The following is a 21,897-nucleotide window of genomic DNA, read 5'->3' as shown; positions in this document are numbered from 1 at the left end:
AAAACATTCTACAAACATAAGTTCGAACAAATGGCGGATTTATGTTACACTATAGGGAAATAATAGGGAGAAAGAGGGGTTCAAAATGAATGCAATTATTTATGCACGTGTGAGTACAACGAAAGAAGCGCAAGAAACATCATTATTACGTCAAAAAGATGAATTATTGCATTTAGCTGAGCGCTATCAAATGAATGTTACTAAGGTGATTGAAGAGCAGGCTAGTGGATATACAATTGAACGTGACGGTATATTAGAGGTGTTGGATACAATTCGAGACGAACAAATTGATGTGTTACTTATACAAGATGAAACGCGTCTTGGTAGAGGAAATGCGAAGATCGCGTTAATGCATTGTTTACATAAAGAAGGCATAAAAGTATATACGCATACACATAACGGTGAATTACAATTGTCGGATTCTGATTCGATGGTATTAGATATTATTGGTATTGTTGAAGAATATCAAAGAAAGATTCATAATATGAAAATTAAACGAGGTATGCAACGTGCAGTAGAAAAAGGTTATCGTCCAGAAAAAAATTTAAAAAATCGTCATTTAAGTGTAGGAAGAGAGAAAAAAGAAGTGCCAATTGAGGAAATTGTACGTTTGCGAAAAAGTGAACTCACGTTTGAAGAAATTGCAGCAACATTACGTGGATTTGGTCATAATGTTTCAAAGGCGACTGTACATCGTAGATATGTAGAGTATACGAAGCAATTGCTTGATAAAGAAGAGTAACTATTGTATGATAATAATCAGTTTTGATTAGAAGGGGGATTCGAGATGATTAATCACGAACTCGTTGAACGCATTAACTTCTTAGCGAAAAAAGCAAAAGCTGAAGGTTTAACTGAAGAAGAGCAACGTGAGCGTCAATCGCTACGTGAACAATATTTAAAAGGATTTCGTCAAAATATGTTAAACGAACTTAAAGGTATTAAAGTTGTTAACGAAGAAGGTACAGATGTTACACCGACGAAATTAAAAGCTTTAAAAAAGCAAGATAATGCAAAATTAAATTAAAAGATGGGCGAAGCCCATCTTTTTTATTTGTAAAAATCGTTATTTAATAACTTTCCAGTTGTTATTAACTGTTGCTTCTATCGTTTTATGTTCCAATATATAATTAGCGATAAGTTCAGACATATCTGTGGGTATATCTTTTACTACTGGTTTATTTTGAAACATAAAGAAATTCCCCCCGCCACTTGCACGATAATTATTCATTACAACGTCATATTCTTCAATCATATTAAGAGGAGCACTGTTATGCTGTAAAGATTCTACTCTTTCACCAATTGGTTTTGAAATGTTTAATACGTATGAAATCCCTTCCCACATATCATAATTATAATGTTGTGGCTTTGGTTCTATGTAGGTAGGACTTACGGTGATTGATCTATCTGTTTTTAATGTGAAATAAGAAGCAGAGAGTTCAAGAGCATTTTTTATATCTGCTCCAGTTATTTTAATTACTTTTAATGTGTTTGGATAAATATAATTAGAAACGATGTCACGCATTGTTACATGTTCCGGGAAACCTGGAGATGTATTATGGAACAAACTTGTACAAGAAATTGATACATTAGCTATATCCATCTGTATTTTATTTATGAATTCGATAAAAGGATGATCATGCAAACGAGTTTGCATAGCATCTGAAATTTGCATGCCCCCTTGAATGATTCCAATAGGTTGATCAAGCCACTTTTGTGTTTTCTCTTCGTAATCGGCTACCAATGAAAGTACATCTTGGTCCGCCTCAAATCCTTGTACAGATAATAATTCAGAAGAACTCTCTTTTTTCACCCATTTATGTTTCGTTTTTTCAAATGTTACTTTTACTTTTCCAAATGAGTGTCCATTGCATCCGGTCTGTAAAATTGTTACACCGTTAGCCATTGTGTGAGAAATTTCCCGGTGTTGGTGGCCTGTTAATAAGATATCTATGCCTTCAATTTCATGGCACATTGCATATCCTTGGTTTTCTCCTGTTAACACTTCAGTCGGTACCCCGGTTTGTAAATCTCGTTCAACTCCCCCGTGATACGCTACGACTAGTAAATCTGGTTTCTCATGTTCGCGAATATAAGAAACCCATTCTTTTGTAGTCTTTAATGCATCTTCAAATAGTAAATCTTTAATGTGATGGGGTTGTTCCCAATTGGGAATGTAATGCGTTGTTACCCCTAAAATAGCAATTTTTATATTTGATTCAATATGTTTTATTACATATGGTTTCCCGAAATAAGGTTTTTTACTGTTTTTATCTAAAATGTTTGCTGATAGGTACGGGAAGTTCGCAGTAGTCACAGCATTATTTAATATATCCATCCCGTAATTAAATTCATGATTGCCGATAATTGCAGCGTCATACTGTAAGTAATTCGCTAATAAGGACATTGGGTTTTTTTTGTTTTTTTCGTATGTAACATAATGATAAGTAAATGGTGTGCCTTGAATAAAGTCGCCATTATCAATTAAAAGAACGTTTCTATTTTTGGAACGTTCTTTTTTTATAAGAGTAGAAATTTTAGCTAAACCAAGTTCTGCTGAGGAGTTATCTTGGTAGTGAATAGGATAAACAGTGCCATGTATATCGCTTGTTAATAAGATGTTTAAAGTTACAGTTTGATTTTGTTCCAATATGACTCACCTTTTCTATTGTTATCTTCCAATTCATCATATCAAATATGTGAAGAGAATTTTAATGTGAGTGTATAGAATGTGTAAAGATTCTGTAAATAATCAATTATTTGTAAAAATATGTGATATATTTCTTCATGTTTATGAAAGGTTATTTTATAACAATGAAAAATGGAGGCATTAATATGTTGAAAAAAGTTTTTGCAATGAGCACAACAGTTGTACTAGCAGCGGGATTATTAAGTGGCTGCGGGACGAAAGAGTCAAGTGCAAGTAAAAATGAAGATACGAAAAAAGGGTATGTACCGAAGACTTTAAATGTTCAATTTGTTCCTTCTCAAAATGCGGATACGTTAGAGGCGAAGGCAAAACCGCTTGAGAAGCTATTAAGTGATAAGTTAAATATTCCAGTAAAAGTTAGTATTTCAACGAACTACAATACAATTGTAGAAGCGATGGCATCTAAACAAGTAGATGTAGGATTTTTACCGCCAACAGCGTACGTATTAGCACATGAAAAGAAGGCTGCAAATGTAATTTTACAAGCACAACGTTTTGGAGTAGATGATGAAACGGGAGCCCCTACAAAGGATTTAGTAGACTTTTATAAATCTGAGTTTGTTGTTAAAAAAGACTCTAATATAAATAGTGTAAAAGATTTAAAAGGTAAAAAGATTGGTTATCAAGATGTAACATCATCAGCAGGGTATGTATGGCCTGCAGCTGTTCTATTAAAAGAGGGAATTGATCCGTTAAAAGATGTGAAACCTGTTACATTAAAAGGTCACGATCAGTCGCTTATTGCTCTTTTAAATGGTGACGTAGATGCGGCTGTTGTATTCCAAGATGCTCGTAATATTGTAAAAAAAGATTATCCGAATATATTTGATCAAACGAAAATAGTGAAATTTACTGAGAAAATTCCGAACGATACAATTTCTGTACGATCTGATTTAGAAGCAGAGTGGAGCAAGAAATTACAAGATGCTTTCATTGAAATTGGAAAGAATGAGGAAGGTCACAAAATCATTAAAGAAGTATATTCACATGAAGGATATGTTAAATCTGATGATAGTAAATTTGATATCGTTCGTGAATATGGGAAGAAAGTAAAAACGCAATAATACATATGGAAATGGCAGCTAGCTGAAAGGGGATGTTTTCAGTTAGTTTGCCGTTTTGAATACATAGAAGGTAGGTAAGATGTGTGATAGAGTTTCGAAATGTCTCCAAAGTGTATCCAAATGGTACAAAAGGATTGAATAATGTAAACTTGAAAATTCAAAAAGGTGAGTTTGTTGTAATGGTAGGGCTGTCTGGAGCTGGAAAATCTACACTTCTCAGATCCGTAAATCGTCTTCATGAGATTACCGAAGGAGAAATCATTATTGAAGGTGAGTCTATTACTGCTGCGAAAGGAAAAGAATTAAGGCGTATGCGCCGGGATATCGGTATGATCTTCCAAAGTTTTAATCTTGTAAAGCGATCAACAGTATTAAAAAATGTATTAGCTGGTCGTATTGGATATCATTCCACATTACGTACAACGTTAGGTTTGTTTCCGAAAGAAGATGTGGAGCTCGCATTTCAAGCGTTAAAAAGAGTGAATGTTTTAGAAAAAGCATATGCACGTGCTGATGAATTATCAGGAGGACAACAGCAACGTGTATCAATAGCTAGAGCATTGGCACAAGAAGCAAAAATCATATTGGCAGATGAGCCTGTTGCATCGTTAGATCCACTTACGACAAAGCAAGTATTAAATGATTTGAAAAAAATCAATGAAGATTTTGGAATTACAACAATTGTGAATTTGCATTCTATTGATTTAGCTAGGCAATATGCGACACGTATTATTGGATTACATGCAGGAGAAATTGTTTTTGATGGTTCAGTAGAAGAGGCGACAGATGAAAAATTTGCTGAAATTTATGGAGATGTAGCACAGAAAAATGAATTGTTAGAGGTGGCAGTTAAATGAGTGACGTAACGATATATTCGAAATCGATACCGAAGCCGCCGAGTAAGTTAAAACATATGTTAACGTTTATTCTAGTCATTTTACTGTTGTGGGGAAGTAGTATACAGGTCGACGCATCATTTTCAAAGCTAGTAGTTGGTTTTCCTAATATGATGGATTTGTTAAAAGAAATGGTGCCGCCAGATTGGAGTTATTTTCAAGTTATTACAACAGCGATGTTAGATACAATACGTATGGCGATTATTGGGACGACCTTAGGAGCGATTTTAGCTATTCCACTTGCACTGTTTGCAGCAAGTAATGTGTTTACTAACACATTTTTATACAGTCTAGCTCGAATGATTTTAAATTTGATACGAACGATACCAGATTTATTATTAGCGGCAATTTTCGTAGCGATTTTTGGAATTGGGCCACTTCCAGGTATTTTGGCTCTTACTTTTTTTTCAATTGGACTTGTAGCGAAATTGTTGTATGAGTCAATTGAATCAATTGATCCAGGTCCGTTAGAGGCGATGACAGCGGTAGGAGCTAATAAGGTGCAATGGATTGTTTATGGGGTAATTCCGCAAGTGAAAGCACATTTTGTCTCCTATGTTCTTTATACATTTGAGGTGAACGTACGTGCAGCAGCTGTTTTAGGTTTAGTAGGAGCAGGTGGTATTGGACTATATTATGATCGTACACTTGGATTTTTACAATATAAACAAACTGCTTCTATAATTATTTATACCCTTATTGTTGTTTTGTTAATTGACTACATTAGTACATTGTTACGGGAGAAACTATAATGAATAGAACGACGATGATTGTGCCAAAACCGAAGAAACCGAGTATATATCGCTGGATTATTTTAATAGCACTTACAGTTGTATATGTATGGGCCTTTTCAGGAGTACCATTAGAGGGGATAAAGGACACAGCAGGTGAAATCACGAAAGCAATTATGACAGGGATATTGAATCCAGACTGGTCGTATGTATCTTTGCCAGATGGTGAAGATTTATTACATGGATTAATTGATACGTTGGCAATTGCAATATTAGGTACATTTATTTCTGCATTTTTATCTGTTCCGTTTGCCTTTTGGGCGGCAACGAATATGAGTAGTGGAAAATTAACTTCAGGATCTGGGAAATTTGTACTTAGTTTTGTTCGTACGTTTCCTGAATTAGTTATGGCTCTTTTATTTATAAAAGCTGTTGGTCCAGGCTCTTTTGCAGGAGTATTGGCCTTAGGATTACATTCTATTGGAATGTTAGGGAAACTATATTCAGAAGGAATTGAAAACATAGATAAAGGACCGACGGAAGCGTTACTAGCAACAGGAGCAAACCGTTTTCAAATACTTTGGTATGCAGTGTTACCACAAGTGTTACCGGATTTTCTATCGTATACGTTATACAGATTTGAAATTAATGTACGATCCGCTGCGATTTTAGGGGTTATTGGAGCAGGAGGGATTGGTACACCTTTAATTTTTGCGCTGAGTTCACGGAATTGGTCTCGTGTTGGTATTATTTTATTAGGTATCATTTTAATGGTAATTATAATTGATTGGATTTCAAGTTCGATTCGGAAACGGATTGTTTAACTTATTTGAAAAGCATCGAAGTTAGATGCTTTTTGTGTTTTTAAAAACGTATTAAAAAAAGTAAGTATAGAAGAAGTTTGTATAAATATGCAGATAATTCCCTTTCTTTTCAAAATAAAAATAATGAAAAAGTATGTCATATTGAATGCCCATACATTCACGGAAACATTGAATTTTTTATAAAAAATCAAAAAAATATCAACATATTTGTCGATACATGTTGTATAATCTTGCGTGGGAAGCTATCATATAAATGTATAAAACGTTTACTAATATAAGCGAAGGGAAGAATAGCATGTCACATTCAATCGAACAACTTTCTATCAACACGATTCGCACATTATCCATCGATGCGATTGAAAAAGCAAACTCTGGTCACCCAGGAATGCCAATGGGTGCAGCACCAATGGCTTATACATTATGGACTCAATTTATGAAACACAATCCAAATAACCCAACGTGGTTTAACCGTGATCGTTTCGTATTATCTGCAGGTCATGGTTCAATGTTATTATACAGCCTACTTCACCTATCTGGTTATGATGTAACAATGGATGACTTAAAGAACTTCCGTCAATGGGGAAGCAAAACTCCAGGACATCCTGAGTACGGTCATACAGCTGGTGTAGATGCAACGACTGGGCCACTTGGACAAGGTATTGCAACTGCTGTAGGTATGGCAATGGCTGAAAGACATTTAGCTGCTAAATATAACCGTGATGCGTATAGTGTAGTAGATCATTATACATACGCTATTTGTGGTGATGGAGATTTAATGGAGGGCGTTTCTGCTGAAGCATCTTCATTAGCTGCTCATTTACAATTAGGTCGTCTTGTTGTGCTTTATGATTCAAACGATATTTCATTAGATGGCGATTTAAATCGTTCATTCTCTGAAAGTGTAGAAGATCGTTACAAAGCATACGGATGGCAAGTAATCCGTGTTGAGGATGGAAACGATATTGAAGCAATCGCGAAAGCAATTGAAGAAGCGAAAGCTGACGAAAAACGCCCAACGCTAATTGAAGTAAGAACGACAATTGGTTTCGGTTCTCCAAACAAATCAGGAAAATCAGCTTCACATGGTTCTCCACTTGGTGTAGAAGAAACGAAATTAACGAAAGAAGCATATGCTTGGACTGCTGAGCAAGACTTCCACGTAGCAGAAGAAGTATATGACAACTTCCGTAAAACAGTACAAGATGTTGGTGAAACTGCGCAAGCTGAGTGGAACACGATGCTAGGTGAATATGCACAAGCATACCCAGAATTAGCAAACGAATTCCAAGCAGCAATGAACGGTCAACTTCCAGAAGGTTGGGAGCAAAACCTACCAACTTATGAATTAGGATCAAAAGCAGCAACTCGTAATTCTTCTGGTGCTGTAATTAATGCAATTGCAGAGTCTGTACCATCATTCTTCGGTGGATCTGCTGACCTTGCTGGTTCTAACAAAACATACATGAATAACGAAAAAGACTTTACAAGAGATGATTACAGCGGTAAAAACATTTGGTACGGTGTACGTGAGTTCGCAATGGGTGCAGCAATGAACGGTATTGCACTACATGGTGGTTTAAAAACTTATGGTGGTACGTTCTTCGTATTCTCTGATTACTTACGTCCAGCAATTCGCCTTGCAGCATTAATGCAATTGCCAGTAACGTATGTATTCACACATGACAGTATCGCTGTTGGTGAAGATGGTCCAACACATGAACCAATCGAGCAATTAGCAGCGCTTCGTGCAATGCCAAACGTTTCTGTTATTCGTCCTGCTGATGGTAACGAATCTGTTGCAGCTTGGAGACTTGCTTTAGAATCTACAAACAAACCAACTGCTTTAGTATTAACTCGTCAAGACCTTCCAACATTAGAAGGTGCAAAAGATGATACGTATGAAAAAGTAGCAAAAGGTGCATATGTAGTTTCTGCAAGCAAGAAAGAAACGGCTGATGTAATCTTACTTGCAACTGGATCTGAAGTAAGCCTAGCTGTTGAAGCTCAAAAAGCATTAGCAGTAGACGGCGTTGACGCAGCTGTTGTCAGCATGCCATCTATGGATCGCTTCGAAGCTCAAACTGCAGAGTACAAAGAATCTGTATTACCAAAAGCAGTAACAAAACGTTTCGCAATCGAAATGGGTGCTACATTCGGATGGCACCGTTACGTAGGTCTTGAAGGAGATGTGTTAGGTATCGATACGTTCGGTGCTTCTGCTCCTGGTGAGAAGATTATGGAAGAGTATGGATTTACTGTAGAGAACGTTGTTCGTAAAGTAAAAGAAATGCTTTAATGATTTCAGAAAAATCTCTCCGGCATGGAGAGGTTTTTCTATGTAAATGAGTTTTTTCGACAGAAAAAGTTTTTTATCTCTCCGCAGTCAGACAATCATTGCAAATTTTCTTATATATAATGAAGAGAAAAGGTTGTCCAGATTGGGAGTGGAAAAATGAAAACGTATGAATTGTATTTAATTCAAGAGGATATTGCGAAAGCTTATTTTGGTCGTGAATATTTGTTTTTTGATTTATTTGCTCGATTTTCAGAATCTGGGTCCCTTTCGGAGAAAAAAGTGTTATATAAGCAAATGATGTATATAACGATGCCATTGCAAGTAATGAAAATTCATCATAAATTAGAACAAGCTTTGCGCGTTCTTGGTAAATATGATAGAACACATCATACACATACACTTTATACGGGAGCGGAGTACGGCGAAATAATGGTGAAACCGCACTATATTCGTATGAATACCTCTGGAAATGTCTCTATGGAAACAACATTCTTTGAGGTGTTAAGAAAGTGTGAATTAACATTTTTAGCTATGGATTATGAAAATACAAAGTACGGATGGCTGAATCCTCTAAAACAAGTACGAACATATGTGTAAAAAATGTCGAATTGTATCTTGTCTTATTGAAAAGGTTTTAGTACACTGTAAGGTAGACAACATGAAGGAGGAAAATATATGCCAATTTGGTTAGGTATTCTAGTGGGCGTAGTAGCACTAGTAGCAGGCGTGGCGTTAGGATTTTTCATTGCCCGCAAATATATGATGAATTACTTACAAAAAAATCCACCAATTAACGAACAAATGTTAAAAATGATGATGATGCAAATGGGACAAAAACCTTCCCAAAAGAAAATCAATCAAATGATGAGCGCAATGAACAAGCAACAAATGAAATAAGCGCTAAAAGACACTCGCTAAGAGTGTCTTTCTTTTTGTTAGTTATAGTTTTTAAAACTTTTAAAAATTCTGTATTTTTGGTAAACTGAAAACATCGCTCATTTTAAGGGAGGAGGAAAAAAATGAAAGTGTTTATGAATTTAGCGTGGTTTTTTAAACAAGAAAAACGAGCGTACATAACTGGAATTATTTTATTGTTTGGCGTTGCACTTTTAGAACTTGTAGCACCAAAAGTAATTGGAATCGTTGTAGATGAAATTAATGATGGAACATTGACGACCGATAAGTTACTAAAATGGGTTGTACTATTAGTAATTGTAGGCATTACGATGTACATATTACGTTACATATGGCGTATTATGATTTTCGGGTCTTCATTAAAATTAGCTCGCCAATTACGAAAAAATTTATATGAACATTTTACAAAGATGAGTCCATCTTTCTATCAGTCAAATCGAACAGGTGATTTAATGGCACATGCGACCAATGATATTCAAGCGATCCAGCAAACTGCTGGAGCAGGTGTTTTGACGCTTGTTGACTCATTAGCTGTCGGAGGATGTGTACTCGTAGCGATGGGTTTTACAATTAGCTGGAAGTTAACATTATTAAGTTTAATTCCAATGCCGATTGTAGCTATTTCGACAAATTATTATGGAACTTTATTACATAAAAGGTTTCATAAAGCACAGCAATCGTTTTCGGAAATCAATGATAAAGTGCAAGAGAGTATGAGTGGAATGAAAGTGATTCGCTCGCTTGGACAAGAGAAAGAAGATTTGCAGGCGTTTCGAAGAAAATCAGAAGATGTTGTACATAAAAATGTGTTAGTTGCACGTATTGATTCGTTATTTGATCCGACAATCTCTCTTATCGTTGGATTTTCTTTTTTAATCGCAGTATGTTATGGATCGGTATTAGTTGTAAGAGGTGAATTAACAGTAGGTGATCTCGTTACATTTACGACGTATTTAGGTACCCTTGTTTGGCCAATGTTAGCGTTTGGATGGTTATTCAATATTATGGAGCGTGGGCGTGCTTCATATGACCGTGTAGAAAAAATTCTTTCACAAAAATCAGATGTAGTAAATAGCGAAAATGCTGTACAGACAATAGCGAGCGGTAATGTTTTGTTTGCCGTTGATTCATTTTCGTATAAGAAAAATGAATTGTTACATTTAAACGATATTCACTTTGATTTGAAGAAGGGCGAAACGCTAGGAGTTGTAGGACGTACAGGCGCAGGGAAAACAACTTTATTAAAATGTTTAATCCGTGAGTATGATCATTTTAATGGTGAATTAAAAATTGGGGAGCGAGATATTCGAGATATAACACTTCATGGTGTCCGTTCTGCCATTTCATACGTGCCGCAAGATCATTTTTTATTCTCAGCAAGTATTGGTGAGAATATTGCCTTCGGAAAGGCGGATGCTACATATAATGAAATTACCGAAGCTGCAGAGATTGCTTGTATTCATAATGACATCCTCCAATTTTCAGAAGGATATGAAACAGTAGTAGGGGAAAGAGGTGTTTCGTTATCTGGTGGTCAAAAACAGCGAATCTCTATTGCTCGTGCTTTATTAACAAATGCTGAAATTTTAATTTTGGATGATTGTTTATCAGCAGTAGATGCAAAAACAGAAGAGACGATTTTAAGTGCCTTAAAGAGGGAAAGAGCAGGGAAAACGACGATTATTACTGCACACCGATTAAGTGCAATTCAGCATGCCAATCTTATTCTTGTTGTTGATGAAGGTAGAATTGTACAAAGAGGTACACATGAGGAATTAATGAAGGAAAACGGCTGGTATAAGGAAATGTATGAAAGCCAGCAATTAGAAGCTTTAGTCGAGAAAGGAGGCGTATGATGGTAGAGAAGAAGCGAAGTGATTTAAGTAGATTACTTTCCTATATGAAGCCATATAAAGGGTTGCTATCTTTAGCATTTATCTTTTTAGTTGGTGCGACAGTAACGGAAATGATGGGTCCTTTTTTAATTAAACAATTCCTCGATGAACACCTAGTACCGCGGGATTTTGAACGATCAGCGCTCGTTACTTTATTTGTAATTTACATAGTTGCTCATTTATTAAAAGTATTATTTACGTATTTAAATCTATTGTACTTTCAGAACATTGCTTTTAAGATTGTTCAAGATATGCGAGTTGAAGTATATGAACATGTTCAAAAGCTGTCATTAAGTTTCTTTGATCGTACGCCGATTGGTACACTTGTATCGCGTATAACAAATGATACGGAAGCGATTAAAGATTTTTATGTTAGTGTATTATCAACATTTGTGAAAAATGTAGTCTTTTTAGTAGGTATTTTAGTAGCGATGTTTTTATTAGATGTAAAATTAGCGCTATTTTCTCTCGTATTAATTCCGATAATGTTTGCGATTATGGTATTATATCGCCGGAAAAGTGCAGCTTTTTATTTAGAAGTACGTAATCAACTAAGCGTGTTAAATGCAAAGTTGAACGAGTCCATACAAGGAATGAATATTGTTCAAGTGTTCAGACAAGAAAAACGTATGAGAAAAGAGTTTGAAGAAGTGAATAATAAACATTATAGTGCAGGGCGACGTACTTTGAAGTTAGACGCATTACTTTTACGACCAGCTACGGATTTAGTGCATATTGTAGCTATTGCGTTAGTACTAGGTTTATTTGGGATTGATGCTTTAAAGAGCCCTGTTGAAGTAGGAGTTTTATATGCTTTTGTTAACTATATACATCGTTTCTTCCAACCTGTAAATGAGATGATGATGAAATTGTCCTTTTTCCAACAGGCACTTGTTTCGTCATCACGTGTATTTCATTTAATGGACGAGAAAGATTTAGCACCGGTTCAAAAAGGCAATGAGAATCCTCAAGTCGTGGATGGGGATATTGAATTTAAAAATGTTACTTTTTCATATGATGGAAAGCGTGACGTTTTAAAAAATGTATCATTTCACGTGAAACAAGGGCAAACGGTTGCTTTTGTTGGGCATACTGGTAGCGGAAAAAGTACGATTATGAATTTGTTAATGCGATTTTATAATATTAAGTCAGGAAATATTGTAATAGACGGTGTAGATTTAGAAAAATTTGAAGAACGAGAAATTAGAAAGAAAATAGGACTCGTATTGCAAGATGCATTTTTATTTGCTGGAAATGTAAAGCAAAATATTCGTATGTATAATGAAGAAATTACGGATGAAGAAGTAAAAGAAGCTGCTCGATTTGTGCAAGCGAATACGTTTATTGAAAAGTTACCAAAACAGTATGAAACAGAAGTAGTAGAAAGAGGTGCAGCATTTTCAAGCGGTCAACGACAATTAATTGCTTTTGCTAGAACGATAGCAACGAATCCGAAAGTATTAGTATTAGATGAAGCAACAGCTAATATCGATACAGAAACAGAAGAGGCTATTCAAACAGCGTTGCAACAAATGCGAAAAGGTAGAACGACGATAGCCATTGCGCATAGGTTATCTACAATTCAAGATGCAGATCAAATTTTTGTGATGCATGATGGAGAGATAGTAGAAAGAGGAACACATCAAGAATTACTAAGTGAGCAAGGTTTGTATTATAATATGTACTTGCTACAAAATAAAGTGAGTTTGCAAAAGGCCTTGTAATACAAGGTCTTTTTTATTTTGTATACAAAATATGTTTACTCTTTGTTTCTATAGCATAAATGTCGTGTCCTCTTATGAAACTTGTACATATTGTATGTATACGAAGTAAAAAAATTGATAGGAGATTTTATATGCAAAACAGATCAAGTTCAAATGTTACGTTTATTGATGTGTCTCATTGGGAAGGGAATATTGATTGGAATGCAGTGAAGGCATCTGGAATTCCAGCAGCGTATGCAAAAGCGACAGAAGGTGTAAACTACATTGATCCTACTTTTACTAAAAATGTACAAGGAGCCCGAAGTGCGAATGTATTAATTGGTGCATACCATTTTGCACGTCCAGAACAAAATGATGCAATTTCAGAGGCGAAATATTTTGTGAGTATATTACAAAGTAACCAGACAGACTTAATGCCAGTTCTGGATTTAGAATCACCAACAGATCCGAGCAACAGTAATTTAACTGGTAACGCTATATCAAATTGGGCAAGAAGCTTTATAAATTATGTGAAACAGGCTACTGGAAAAGATGTAATGTTATATACAGGAGTTTGGTATATTAATGAATTCGGCATTAGCGGATTAAGTGATATACCGCTTTGGATTGCTAAATACTCGAGTACACCGCCTGCTGATGCTGGTGGATGGACAGCGTGGACAGCGTGGCAGTACACAGATTCTGGACAAATTTCAGGCGTAGGAAATTGTGATGTATCAGCTGCAGTTTCATTAGAAGCTTTAAAAGGGAATGGAGCAAGTGGTGGAGGTAATGTTTCCCCGCCTAATAATGCAACTCCAGTGTACGGGGTTGCTATAATTAATGGAGATAATGTGAATTTGAGAAGTGGACCATCTTTACAGTCTAGTGTAATTCGCCAATTGAATCGTGGCGAAACATATGAAGTTTGGGGAGAACAAGATGGATGGCTTTGTTTAGGGACAAATCAGTGGGTATATAATGATCCGAGTTATATTCAGTATAAACATTATGTGGCGACTATTACTGGTGATAATGTAAATTTGCGTGATGCTCCATCATTAAATGGAAATGTTATAAGACAGTTACATCAGGGTGAATCGTATCGAGTGTGGAGTAAGCAAGATGGATGGCTTTGCTTAGGGACAAATCAATGGATATACTACGATCCGAGTTATATTCAGTATGGTGTACAATAGAGTGAAAATAAAAGGTGCCCCGTCAGAGGTGCCTTTTATTAAAAATATACAACTTTTACAAAGTCTATATCGAAACCATAGTATACTATAGTAGATATATTTATAAAAAATAATCGAAAATGAAATAAAGGAGTAAAAATATGAATTATGTGCTAATAGGTGCGATTTTAATATTATTAGCTGTAGCATTTGTGCTGTTTTATAAAAATAAACAGTTAGAATCAGAGAGTCAGCAAGTAGAATTTGAAAAGAAACAAGCGATTGAAACGTATAAAAATGAAATTGCAGCTACAGTGATAGAGCATAAAGAACAACAAAATAATTTAAAAAATATGGAACAGAAAAAATACAATGATTTACAAGTAAGTGCAAATAGAGAAATTGAAAATATGCGTATGATGAAAAATCAATTAGCTATGCAGCATAGTAAAGAACGTAGTGAAATACAAAATAAACATAATAACGAAATACATATGTTTCAAAAATTAATTGCAAATTTACGAGAATATACTAAAAACGGTGCTGAAATGAATACGTACGAAACATTACATTATATGAAGCGAGGATTCATAGAGCAAGGCATCATATTAGATGCTGAAATTCAAATCATGCCAAATGTTTTTATTAAAAATAATAGTGAAATAAACGATAATCGAATCCATCATCTCATCTTGTGCAAAACTGGTATTTATCTACTTGAGACGAAAGAATGGGAAGAGAAATTAATTCATGGTTTAACGAAAGAAAATGCTGGTATATATTCATTTATGATTGATGAAATGGGTAAGTATCAACAAGAAGTTGAAAAAGAAGAGACATTTGAATATATAGTAGGTAAAGATTCGTCAACTATACAAGTGAAAAATGAAGGAAATCCAGTATATAAGGCGAAGAAACTATCTCAAATTTTATACAATTGTTTGAAAGAAATGCAGGCTAATAGTATAAAAGAAAAGGTAAAACCAGTTGTATATTTTTATAATGAAAATGGAAAAGAAATAATAGATCTTTCTAGTGAGGAAACACCTAGATTAAAAAATCGGGAGCAAATTGTAACGTTCTTCAGAAATGAAATCTTAGCAGGGAAAGTAGTATATACAGTGCAAGAATTAGAACAGATTCGAGAAATGATTAGCCGGATGAATTATATAGTGAGTTAAAAGGGGAGATCTTTCTGAACGCTATGCTACGTGGCATTTTGTATGTCTATTTTTGTTTGTATATAGTAATGTACATTCTATTTATATTCGTCATTGATATGGTCCATATACCCTTAAGTGTAAGGAGCATTTTTGTAGTATTCATACCATTTGTTTTATTAGTCATGATTCAAAGGGCTATTTTATATGTTTCTAAAAATCGTAATGAAGAAAAGAAGCAAATGGTGGGGGTTTTAATAGTAGCACTCATACCATTAATAGTGTGCACTGTACAACTAAGTGTAAATGAATATACATCAAAGTTTAATCAAAATAGATGGTTAAATCATGCAGATAAGCGGGTATATATGGTAGATGATCTATTACAAAAATATAAATTAATAGGGAAATCAAATGAAGAAATTATACAATTGTTAGGAGCTCCAACGGAAACGAGAAGTGGGGAAGAAGGAGTTACCACTTTGTATTATCTTGGGACTGAACGTGGCTTTATTCCAATAGATAGCGAACAGCTTGTTTTCCAATTTGATAGAGATGGAAAAGTCATGGAATATACGGTGCATAAAGATTAAAGAAACGTAGAGGGAAGCTATATGTTATAGCTTCTTTTTTATTTTTCAATATGTCACGGAAGGGGGAGAAGGTTTTTGAGTGGAATAAGGAATGAAAGCGGAGGTGATGCATATATATAGATGCATTGGGTGATTATTAGTCCGATTGGTGAGGGGTAATAATTAATAAGTACGGACAAAAACCCCACTCATTAAAGTTTTACTTTATCATATTGTATAAATGAAAAGGAGGTAAGACGGTGAAAGCAATCCCGACTGATGTCCTGAGTAAAGAATTGATGGAAAGAGAAGGAGTTATATCTATTACAGTAAAGGAATTTGAAAAAATAGAAGTAGCTGGAGTAGTGGTCGCTGGTCCAGCGGTTATTTTGATTAATCAAGATTAAGTACATATTTTTGAAATAAAAAGCATCCGTCTAGGATGCTTTTTATTTGTATGTAAGGATAAATATGATGGATAATTGTGTTACTGGAGGGAAAGTCTGTGGCAATTATTATAACAATGTTAGTAATGGGTATTTTATTAGGATTTGTTGGAGCTGGAGGAGCTGGGTTTATTATCGCGATACTCACTTTAGTATTTCATATTCCTATTCATGTTGCTCTTGCAACATCTTTAACTGCAATGGCATTTACGACATTATCAGGTGTTGTCAGTCATTACCGTGAAGGCAATGTTGCATTTATTATAGGCGGGATTGTTGGAGGATTTGGCGCAATTGGCTCTTATATTGGTTCTAAATTTGGTTCACTTATACCAGCACATCTTCTTCATTGGTTTACAGCTGGGATGTTATTTTTATCGGCAATTTTTATGTTTATTAAATTAATTATGTTCCAAAACAAAGAACAGTCATCTTTATATAAGCATAAAGAGTTTTCCATGAACTACTTGTTGAAATGTATATGCCTTGGATTAGTTACTGGAATGATGGCTGGTTCATTTGGGATTGGTTCTGCACCGTTTATTCAGCTTGGATTAATGGTTCTATTGAGACTAACGATTCAGCAATCTGTAGGGACAACGATGCTTGTTATATTACCGATTGCAATTGGAGGTGGGCTAGGATATAGTTCGGAAGGATATTTAGATTATATATTGTTATTGCAAGTATTAATCGGGACCATGTTAGGGGCATATATTGGCGCGAAGTTTACAAATTATGCACCGCGAATGCTTTTGAGGTTTTCGATGATTATGACACCGGTTTTAGCTGGATGTATGCTATTGATGGAATAAGGTGAAATTATAATAAGTAGGGGGTTACTGCTTACAAATAGCGGGATAAAATTAATATAGCAAACTATTAATATATTTTACGAATGAATTATGTAGGTAATTCATATTTCCCATATAAAAGGATTTGTTTTAATATTATGAGTGTAAAGTTCGAGTATTCGAAGTACTACTTGAATTATATCCCTATCCCTTTTCTAAAAATGCGAACAAGTTTTGCCCTATTCTATTCAATAGTTAATTGTATAGAAATATATTGTTCGATGACCATTATGGAACGTACATAATGGGAAAATCCCGATCCTTAAAGAGGATGCCCCTAATCTTCATGTGAAAATATGATCGGATAAGAAAGCTGACCAATTGATGGTCAGCTTTCTTTTTGTTCAAAAACAATTTTTTCTTTAATTTCTGTTTGTAATAATACAGTTTTTCCGAAGCGACGTTTGCATTCCGCACGCACTTTTTCAATGGCTAGTAGCTGAGTAGTGGCGGGAACTGTGACAATAGCTTGGCGAGGCTTTCGATTTTCTTCACAAAAGACACATTCCACAACATAATTAGAAATCATATTTTCATCCTTCCAGTTTTAATTTCTAAGAAGGGATTGCCTATGAAGTTGATGTAATCTTTCGTCATTGTTTTATTTTTTTCCTCTTTTTTTCAAGGGGAAAATAAAAAAGAGGGCGAATTTTAGTAGGGGAGGGATGTTTATGGAGAGATGGATAGGTAGTGCAGCGGTATGTGTAAATGAAAGAAAGGAAGTTTTAATGGTACTGCAGGGCAAAGAGGGAGAAGAAAAAAGGTGGTCTGTCCCAAGTGGAGGACTTGAAAAGGGAGAGACACTAGAAGAATGTTGTATTAGGGAAGTTTGGGAAGAAACAGGTTACAATGTGGAAGTTGTAAATAAAATATATGAAAAAGAGGGTATTACATACGGTGTTCCAGTGTATGTCCATTATTATTTTGTTAAACAAATAGGCGGTAATATGAAAATCCAAGATCCTGATGAGTTAATACATGAAATTGCTTGGAAAGGGATACATGAAGTTGAACAATTGTGTTTAGCTTTTCCAGAGGATTATGAATTGCTGTGCCAATATATAGATAAAGAAACAAGTATGTAAATACTTGCTTCTTTAATGTATCCAAGACAAGAAAAGCGGAACGATAACTAAACTAGCGCCTGCTGTTAAAAGCATAGATAAACTTGCAATTGTTCCTTCCACAGGACCGATTTCGAATGCTTTTGATGTACCGGTTCCATTTGCGCTTGTTCCTAACATAATACCTTTTGCGATTGCTGTTTTAATACGGCAAATACGTATGAGAGAAGGACCGAGCAATGCTCCTGTTAAGGCAGTTAAAACGACAAATACAGCAGTTAATTGTGACATGCCACCAATCATTTCTGAAATAGCCATTGCGATTGGTGTTGTTACGATATGTGGCGCTAAACTATGTTCTAGTGATGAATCAATTTGAAAATAATTTGCTAGTAGTGCTGAAGTAATGACTGATAAAAACGAACCGACAATGACATTAAGTAAGATAGCCATTCCATGTTTCTTTAATAAATCAAAGTATTTATAGATTGGCCATGCAAAAGCAACTGTTGCGGGTTTTAATAATTCAGTTAACCAATGACCACCAGATTCATATGTTTCATAAGGTGTATCTAATCCGAGCAATAAAGCAATTAAAATAATGGGACAGACGAGAAGAGGAGAAAGTAGACTCCAATTCCAGCGTTGATACATTTTTTTTGATAGCCAATATGTGAATAGTGTTAATAGTAAACAAAGAAATCCGATCATTGCGTTGATCCTTTCCGCTTTAGTAGCAATTCTGTTAAAAGTCCTGTAACTAAGGTAACGCAAAGAGTGCTAATCATAATAATTAAAATGAGATCGATTCCATATTGTGTTAGTGTATCTCTGTAACGTATGACAGCGACTGCAGAAGGGATGAAAAATAAAATAAGTTCTTTTAATAAAAAATCTGCTCCGTCCTGTATCCATTCTTTTTTAACTAGGTTAAATTTTAATGAAATTAATAATAAGAAAATACCGATTATACTTCCTGGAACTGGGAGGTGTGCCTGTTTTGCAATCCATTCACCTGTCCAAGCGAAACAAAATAGTAATAAAATTTGTCCGCTTAACTTCCACCATTTCATACAGTAACCACCTCTTTCTTTTGTTACATAAAAATTGTAAAAAAGAATTAACAATTTCTACTATACGTTCATTCAAAATATTTGTCTAATATATAAATTATATGTTATTAATATATAAGACATATTAATCGAAAGTGAAAAGGGTGTCCAAAAATGGAATTACGGCATTTGCAATATTTTGTTGTTGTGGCAGAAGAGTTACACTTTGGACGGGCGGCTGCTCGTTTACAAATGACACAACCACCACTTAGTCAACAAATACAGCAATTAGAAAAAGAAATGGGAGTTACATTATTTTCAAGAACGAAAAGAAAGGTTGAACTAACAGAAGCAGGAGAAATGTTTTTAAAAGAAGTAAAAAAGGCGTTTGAACAAATTGAAAAAGCAGTAGAAGTTGCACAAAGTGCACAAAGGGGAGAAGTAGGATCACTTTCAATTGGTTTTGTAGGTGCGGCGATATATGATATTTTACCATCAATTGTTAGGGAATATAGAAAGAAATTTCCGAGAGTGTCTGTTGCATTACATGAATTGTCAACACCAGATCAAGTTCATGCACTTCATGATAACCGTATCGATATTGGCTTTTTACGTCCACCAATTCCAACGCAATTATTAGAATTAGAGCCAATTCAAAGGTTATCTTGCACTTTGTGTTTACCAAAGGCACATCCACTTGCAGAGAAAGATGAAATACATATAGAAGATTTACGAGATGAGCCGTTTGTATTTATTACGAGACCAGTATGGCCAGCTTTGTATGATACAATTTTATCTCTTTGTAGAGAAGTTGGATTTAGTCCACGTATTGTACAAGAAGCAACAGAGTATCAAACAGTTATGGGGCTTGTAGCAGCAGGGATTGGAATTACAGTAATACCCGTGTCGGCAAATAAGTTATATAAAACAGAAGTTGTATATAAAGAGTTATATGATTCTAATTTCGTTGCAGAAATGTCAGTGGCTTACAAAAAAATGAATAGTAATCCAGAGCTGCTAGAGTTTTTAAAAATTGCAAGAGAGAAGAAAAGAATAGAAGTAGAAGATGAGTAATAGAATAGAAGTAGAAGATGAGTAATAGTAGTAACAGAAAATGGATTTGATTCAAATCCATAAAAGTACACCTTATTAAACAATAAAGCGGAAATGCAACTTAAGTTGCATTTCCGCTTTATTGTTCTTTTTTTAGCTCGATACTAAATAGATAAACGTGTTCATTTTCTTTTAAGAGTAAATCAATACCCTTTTCTTCGTCAATTGTAGGGACGCTTACAGTTTCTTGACTGGTTTGGATTACAGCAGCTAAAGTTGTTTTTTGATTGTATTTTAAATTTTTTATAGATTGGATTGTAGTAGTTGCAGAGCTATTTACGCTTGGTGGCGCTTCTTCAGGAACAAGTGTTGAACCACCTTCAATATTCAGATACCACTGCCTTTTTTCTTGTATATCTTTATCAAATTGGAAATGTGGTGGTAAAAAAGAAAGCTTTACTTTCTTTTTTGAAAAATGTGAGGTAGCTATATTAGCAATTTCTTTTGTTTTCTTACCATTGTTATAATAATCAATTGTAGCATTTATTTCATCTTTATCATTTTTAAGCGTAACGTTATAAAATATGCTATTTCCTTCTTGAAAAGGAGTCATTTGTAAAATAGAAGCTTGCTCTTTTGTTAATTTGTATGGCTCAACAATGGCAACTTCATTGTTTTTTATTTGGCTACAACTTGTGAGTAATAATAAACACAAGATTGATAGTAATTTTATACGCATGCAACCTCCTCCTTTTTACAATTATATTCTAAATGTGATTTTTTATCATTTCATTTTCTAGGACTAAAGACTTAGAAGAAATTCCGATTGTAGTGCGATGTTTAAAATGTCATATTTTTATACACTAGTAGTATAGAATGCGTATGTAATAAGGTAGGGGAAGAATTTTATGTCTTTATGTCGGTTAGCGAGAAAAAATATTATAACATTTGCTACCAAAAGGATGAAGCAATTTATGTGGATTGCTATGAGTACTATGATTTTGTTTTTTGTGATATCGTTACAATTTAATGAAGGAGCTATTTTGAAAGTAGGGAATGCATTTGTATTTCAAATGTACTTTTACACACTTTTTATTGTACTAATTTTCATATGTATTTTTACTACATATAAAATGATGTACTCCCTTTTGCATGTGAGGAGGGAGGAGTTTATATCTTATGTAGAAGAAAATATGAAAAGAAAAGAGGTACTATGTGTATTATGTCAGGAGCAATTATTCATTTATGGAGCAGCATTTGTTTTTGGATTAATTAATGGGATGCTATTTTTGAAATTATTCACGGTTATCTTTATGAAAATCGCAGGGATACAAGGAATAAATAGTGCGCCAATTACAATATATGCAGTTGTAATTATTAGTGTAATTATGATGACTGTCGTTTTAATATCGATGATGCAATGTTATCGATTTGTTCGAAATTTAAAAGATGAAAATTCGTTGCGGTTTAAAGAAAGGGCATGA

At 34.6% G+C, this 21,897-nt stretch carries 24 protein-coding genes; 19 read left to right on the top strand and 5 right to left on the bottom strand.

Annotated elements, in window-relative coordinates:
- Positions 1–85: 85 nt before the first annotated feature.
- On the top strand, positions 86–742 hold the full coding sequence (locus BHV55_RS18360) for a YneB family resolvase-like protein (RefSeq protein WP_000991472.1): 657 nt from the start codon (positions 86–88) through the stop codon (positions 740–742).
- A gap of 45 nt (positions 743–787) precedes the next feature.
- On the top strand, positions 788–1,027 hold the full coding sequence (locus BHV55_RS18355; RefSeq protein ID WP_000607015.1) for a DUF896 domain-containing protein: 240 nt from the start codon (positions 788–790) through the stop codon (positions 1,025–1,027).
- A gap of 39 nt (positions 1,028–1,066) precedes the next feature.
- Here BHV55_RS18355 and BHV55_RS18350 read toward each other — a convergent pair whose 3' ends face one another.
- Complete coding sequence (locus BHV55_RS18350) at positions 1,067–2,650, bottom strand: bifunctional metallophosphatase/5'-nucleotidase (RefSeq protein WP_069605134.1); 1,584 nt, start codon at positions 2,648–2,650, stop codon at positions 1,067–1,069.
- A 185-nt stretch (positions 2,651–2,835) separates the two neighbouring features.
- Between BHV55_RS18350 and BHV55_RS18345 the strand changes: the two genes are divergently transcribed.
- The 14 genes from BHV55_RS18345 (at position 2,836) to BHV55_RS18280 (ending at position 17,205) form a co-directional block, all read left to right on the top strand.
- Positions 2,836–3,774, top strand: a complete 939-nt coding sequence (locus BHV55_RS18345) for a phosphate/phosphite/phosphonate ABC transporter substrate-binding protein (protein ID WP_000915051.1) — start codon at positions 2,836–2,838, stop codon at positions 3,772–3,774.
- An 83-nt stretch (positions 3,775–3,857) separates the two neighbouring features.
- Positions 3,858–4,631: a phosphonate ABC transporter ATP-binding protein gene (gene phnC, locus BHV55_RS18340; protein ID WP_070756896.1), complete on the top strand. Its 774-nt coding sequence runs from the start codon at positions 3,858–3,860 to the stop codon at positions 4,629–4,631.
- The gene (gene phnE / locus BHV55_RS18335; RefSeq protein WP_001286373.1) at positions 4,628–5,422 is read left to right on the top strand and encodes a phosphonate ABC transporter, permease protein PhnE; all 795 of its coding nucleotides are present in this window, start codon (positions 4,628–4,630) and stop codon (positions 5,420–5,422) included. The genes phnC and phnE (BHV55_RS18335) overlap by 4 nt, the downstream gene beginning before the upstream one ends.
- Positions 5,422–6,225, top strand: a complete 804-nt coding sequence (gene phnE, locus BHV55_RS18330; RefSeq protein ID WP_001082389.1) for a phosphonate ABC transporter, permease protein PhnE — start codon at positions 5,422–5,424, stop codon at positions 6,223–6,225. The genes phnE (BHV55_RS18335) and phnE (BHV55_RS18330) overlap by 1 nt, the downstream gene beginning before the upstream one ends.
- Positions 6,226–6,520: 295 nt before the next feature.
- Complete coding sequence (gene tkt, locus BHV55_RS18325; protein ID WP_000019782.1) at positions 6,521–8,521, top strand: transketolase; 2,001 nt, start codon at positions 6,521–6,523, stop codon at positions 8,519–8,521.
- 156 nt (positions 8,522–8,677) lie between these two features.
- Positions 8,678–9,118 (top strand): sporulation inhibitor of replication protein SirA, encoded by a 441-nt coding sequence (sirA, locus tag BHV55_RS18320; protein WP_000860645.1) that lies wholly within the window; start codon positions 8,678–8,680, stop codon positions 9,116–9,118.
- 78 nt (positions 9,119–9,196) lie between these two features.
- On the top strand, positions 9,197–9,418 hold the full coding sequence (locus tag BHV55_RS18315) for a YneF family protein (protein ID WP_001123317.1): 222 nt from the start codon (positions 9,197–9,199) through the stop codon (positions 9,416–9,418).
- 122 nt (positions 9,419–9,540) lie between these two features.
- A complete protein-coding gene (locus tag BHV55_RS18310) occupies positions 9,541–11,292 on the top strand; it encodes an ABC transporter ATP-binding protein (RefSeq protein WP_070756895.1) in 1,752 nt (583 codons plus the stop codon).
- Positions 11,292–13,055 carry an ABC transporter ATP-binding protein gene (locus BHV55_RS18305; RefSeq protein ID WP_000229522.1) on the top strand — a complete coding sequence of 588 codons (1,764 nt, stop codon included), beginning with the start codon at positions 11,292–11,294 and terminating at the stop codon, positions 13,053–13,055. Before BHV55_RS18310 ends, BHV55_RS18305 begins: the two co-directional genes overlap by 1 nt.
- 131 nt (positions 13,056–13,186) lie before the next feature.
- Positions 13,187–14,233 carry a GH25 family lysozyme gene (locus BHV55_RS18300; protein ID WP_070756894.1) on the top strand — a complete coding sequence of 349 codons (1,047 nt, stop codon included), beginning with the start codon at positions 13,187–13,189 and terminating at the stop codon, positions 14,231–14,233.
- A 140-nt stretch (positions 14,234–14,373) separates the two neighbouring features.
- Positions 14,374–15,393, top strand: coding sequence for an NERD domain-containing protein (locus BHV55_RS18295; RefSeq protein WP_001110268.1), 1,020 nt, complete (start codon positions 14,374–14,376; stop codon positions 15,391–15,393).
- A gap of 23 nt (positions 15,394–15,416) precedes the next feature.
- The gene (locus BHV55_RS18290) at positions 15,417–15,965 is read left to right on the top strand and encodes a hypothetical protein (protein ID WP_000943752.1); all 549 of its coding nucleotides are present in this window, start codon (positions 15,417–15,419) and stop codon (positions 15,963–15,965) included.
- Between the two features lie 239 nt (positions 15,966–16,204).
- On the top strand, positions 16,205–16,351 hold the full coding sequence (locus BHV55_RS18285) for a BC1881 family protein (RefSeq protein ID WP_000644411.1): 147 nt from the start codon (positions 16,205–16,207) through the stop codon (positions 16,349–16,351).
- A 98-nt stretch (positions 16,352–16,449) separates the two neighbouring features.
- Complete coding sequence (locus tag BHV55_RS18280; protein WP_000974654.1) at positions 16,450–17,205, top strand: sulfite exporter TauE/SafE family protein; 756 nt, start codon at positions 16,450–16,452, stop codon at positions 17,203–17,205.
- Between the two features lie 367 nt (positions 17,206–17,572).
- Here BHV55_RS18280 and BHV55_RS18275 read toward each other — a convergent pair whose 3' ends face one another.
- On the bottom strand, positions 17,573–17,773 hold the full coding sequence (locus BHV55_RS18275; protein WP_000625225.1) for a DUF3903 domain-containing protein: 201 nt from the start codon (positions 17,771–17,773) through the stop codon (positions 17,573–17,575).
- A 142-nt stretch (positions 17,774–17,915) separates the two neighbouring features.
- On the opposite strand from BHV55_RS18275, the gene BHV55_RS18270 reads away from it, so the two are divergent.
- Positions 17,916–18,329, top strand: coding sequence for an NUDIX hydrolase (locus BHV55_RS18270; RefSeq protein WP_000442978.1), 414 nt, complete (start codon positions 17,916–17,918; stop codon positions 18,327–18,329).
- A gap of 12 nt (positions 18,330–18,341) precedes the next feature.
- Here the strand turns inward: BHV55_RS18270 and BHV55_RS18265 are convergent, their stop codons facing one another.
- Positions 18,342–19,019: an LrgB family protein gene (locus tag BHV55_RS18265; RefSeq protein ID WP_000578965.1), complete on the bottom strand. Its 678-nt coding sequence runs from the start codon at positions 19,017–19,019 to the stop codon at positions 18,342–18,344.
- A complete protein-coding gene (locus BHV55_RS18260) occupies positions 19,016–19,381 on the bottom strand; it encodes a CidA/LrgA family holin-like protein (protein WP_000872365.1) in 366 nt (121 codons plus the stop codon). The genes BHV55_RS18265 and BHV55_RS18260 overlap by 4 nt, the downstream gene beginning before the upstream one ends.
- Before the next feature lie 153 nt (positions 19,382–19,534).
- Between BHV55_RS18260 and alsR the strand changes: the two genes are divergently transcribed.
- Positions 19,535–20,434 carry an acetoin biosynthesis transcriptional regulator AlsR gene (alsR, locus tag BHV55_RS18255; protein ID WP_000423234.1) on the top strand — a complete coding sequence of 300 codons (900 nt, stop codon included), beginning with the start codon at positions 19,535–19,537 and terminating at the stop codon, positions 20,432–20,434.
- Positions 20,435–20,552: 118 nt separating this feature from the next.
- Here the strand turns inward: alsR and BHV55_RS18250 are convergent, their stop codons facing one another.
- Complete coding sequence (locus BHV55_RS18250; RefSeq protein ID WP_058840273.1) at positions 20,553–21,152, bottom strand: hypothetical protein; 600 nt, start codon at positions 21,150–21,152, stop codon at positions 20,553–20,555.
- Between the two features lie 169 nt (positions 21,153–21,321).
- Between BHV55_RS18250 and BHV55_RS18245 the strand changes: the two genes are divergently transcribed.
- Complete coding sequence (locus BHV55_RS18245) at positions 21,322–21,897, top strand: ABC transporter permease (protein ID WP_070756893.1); 576 nt, start codon at positions 21,322–21,324, stop codon at positions 21,895–21,897.

Source organism: Bacillus sp. RZ2MS9, from assembly GCF_001816185.2.
Taxonomy (GTDB): Bacteria; Bacillota; Bacilli; order Bacillales; family Bacillaceae_G; genus Bacillus_A; species Bacillus_A cereus.
Note: the sequence above shows the minus strand (reverse complement) of the source record. Positions and strands in the feature narration are given on the sequence as shown.

What these genes read in the sequence shown, in the direction of transcription:
- BHV55_RS18300 (WP_070756894.1), top strand. Translation starts at nt 13,187, where the DNA reads ATGCAAAACAGATCAAGTTCAAATGTTACGTTTATTGATGTGTCTCAT.
- BHV55_RS18250 (WP_058840273.1), bottom strand. Translation starts at nt 21,152, where the DNA reads ATGCGTATAAAATTACTATCAATCTTGTGTTTATTATTACTCACAAGT.
- BHV55_RS18305 (WP_000229522.1), top strand. Translation starts at nt 11,292, where the DNA reads ATGGTAGAGAAGAAGCGAAGTGATTTAAGTAGATTACTTTCCTATATG.
- BHV55_RS18310 (WP_070756895.1), top strand. Translation starts at nt 9,541, where the DNA reads ATGAAAGTGTTTATGAATTTAGCGTGGTTTTTTAAACAAGAAAAACGA.
- BHV55_RS18270 (WP_000442978.1), top strand. Translation starts at nt 17,916, where the DNA reads ATGGAGAGATGGATAGGTAGTGCAGCGGTATGTGTAAATGAAAGAAAG.
- BHV55_RS18345 (WP_000915051.1), top strand. Translation starts at nt 2,836, where the DNA reads ATGTTGAAAAAAGTTTTTGCAATGAGCACAACAGTTGTACTAGCAGCG.
- BHV55_RS18290 (WP_000943752.1), top strand. Translation starts at nt 15,417, where the DNA reads ATGCTACGTGGCATTTTGTATGTCTATTTTTGTTTGTATATAGTAATG.
- phnE (WP_001082389.1), top strand. Translation starts at nt 5,422, where the DNA reads ATGAATAGAACGACGATGATTGTGCCAAAACCGAAGAAACCGAGTATA.
- BHV55_RS18260 (WP_000872365.1), bottom strand. Translation starts at nt 19,381, where the DNA reads ATGAAATGGTGGAAGTTAAGCGGACAAATTTTATTACTATTTTGTTTC.
- phnE (WP_001286373.1), top strand. Translation starts at nt 4,628, where the DNA reads ATGAGTGACGTAACGATATATTCGAAATCGATACCGAAGCCGCCGAGT.
- BHV55_RS18275 (WP_000625225.1), bottom strand. Translation starts at nt 17,773, where the DNA reads ATGATTTCTAATTATGTTGTGGAATGTGTCTTTTGTGAAGAAAATCGA.
- BHV55_RS18295 (WP_001110268.1), top strand. Translation starts at nt 14,374, where the DNA reads ATGAATTATGTGCTAATAGGTGCGATTTTAATATTATTAGCTGTAGCA.
- alsR (WP_000423234.1), top strand. Translation starts at nt 19,535, where the DNA reads ATGGAATTACGGCATTTGCAATATTTTGTTGTTGTGGCAGAAGAGTTA.
- BHV55_RS18265 (WP_000578965.1), bottom strand. Translation starts at nt 19,019, where the DNA reads ATGATCGGATTTCTTTGTTTACTATTAACACTATTCACATATTGGCTA.
- sirA (WP_000860645.1), top strand. Translation starts at nt 8,678, where the DNA reads ATGAAAACGTATGAATTGTATTTAATTCAAGAGGATATTGCGAAAGCT.
- BHV55_RS18355 (WP_000607015.1), top strand. Translation starts at nt 788, where the DNA reads ATGATTAATCACGAACTCGTTGAACGCATTAACTTCTTAGCGAAAAAA.
- BHV55_RS18315 (WP_001123317.1), top strand. Translation starts at nt 9,197, where the DNA reads ATGCCAATTTGGTTAGGTATTCTAGTGGGCGTAGTAGCACTAGTAGCA.
- BHV55_RS18360 (WP_000991472.1), top strand. Translation starts at nt 86, where the DNA reads ATGAATGCAATTATTTATGCACGTGTGAGTACAACGAAAGAAGCGCAA.
- tkt (WP_000019782.1), top strand. Translation starts at nt 6,521, where the DNA reads ATGTCACATTCAATCGAACAACTTTCTATCAACACGATTCGCACATTA.
- BHV55_RS18245 (WP_070756893.1), top strand. Translation starts at nt 21,322, where the DNA reads ATGTCTTTATGTCGGTTAGCGAGAAAAAATATTATAACATTTGCTACC.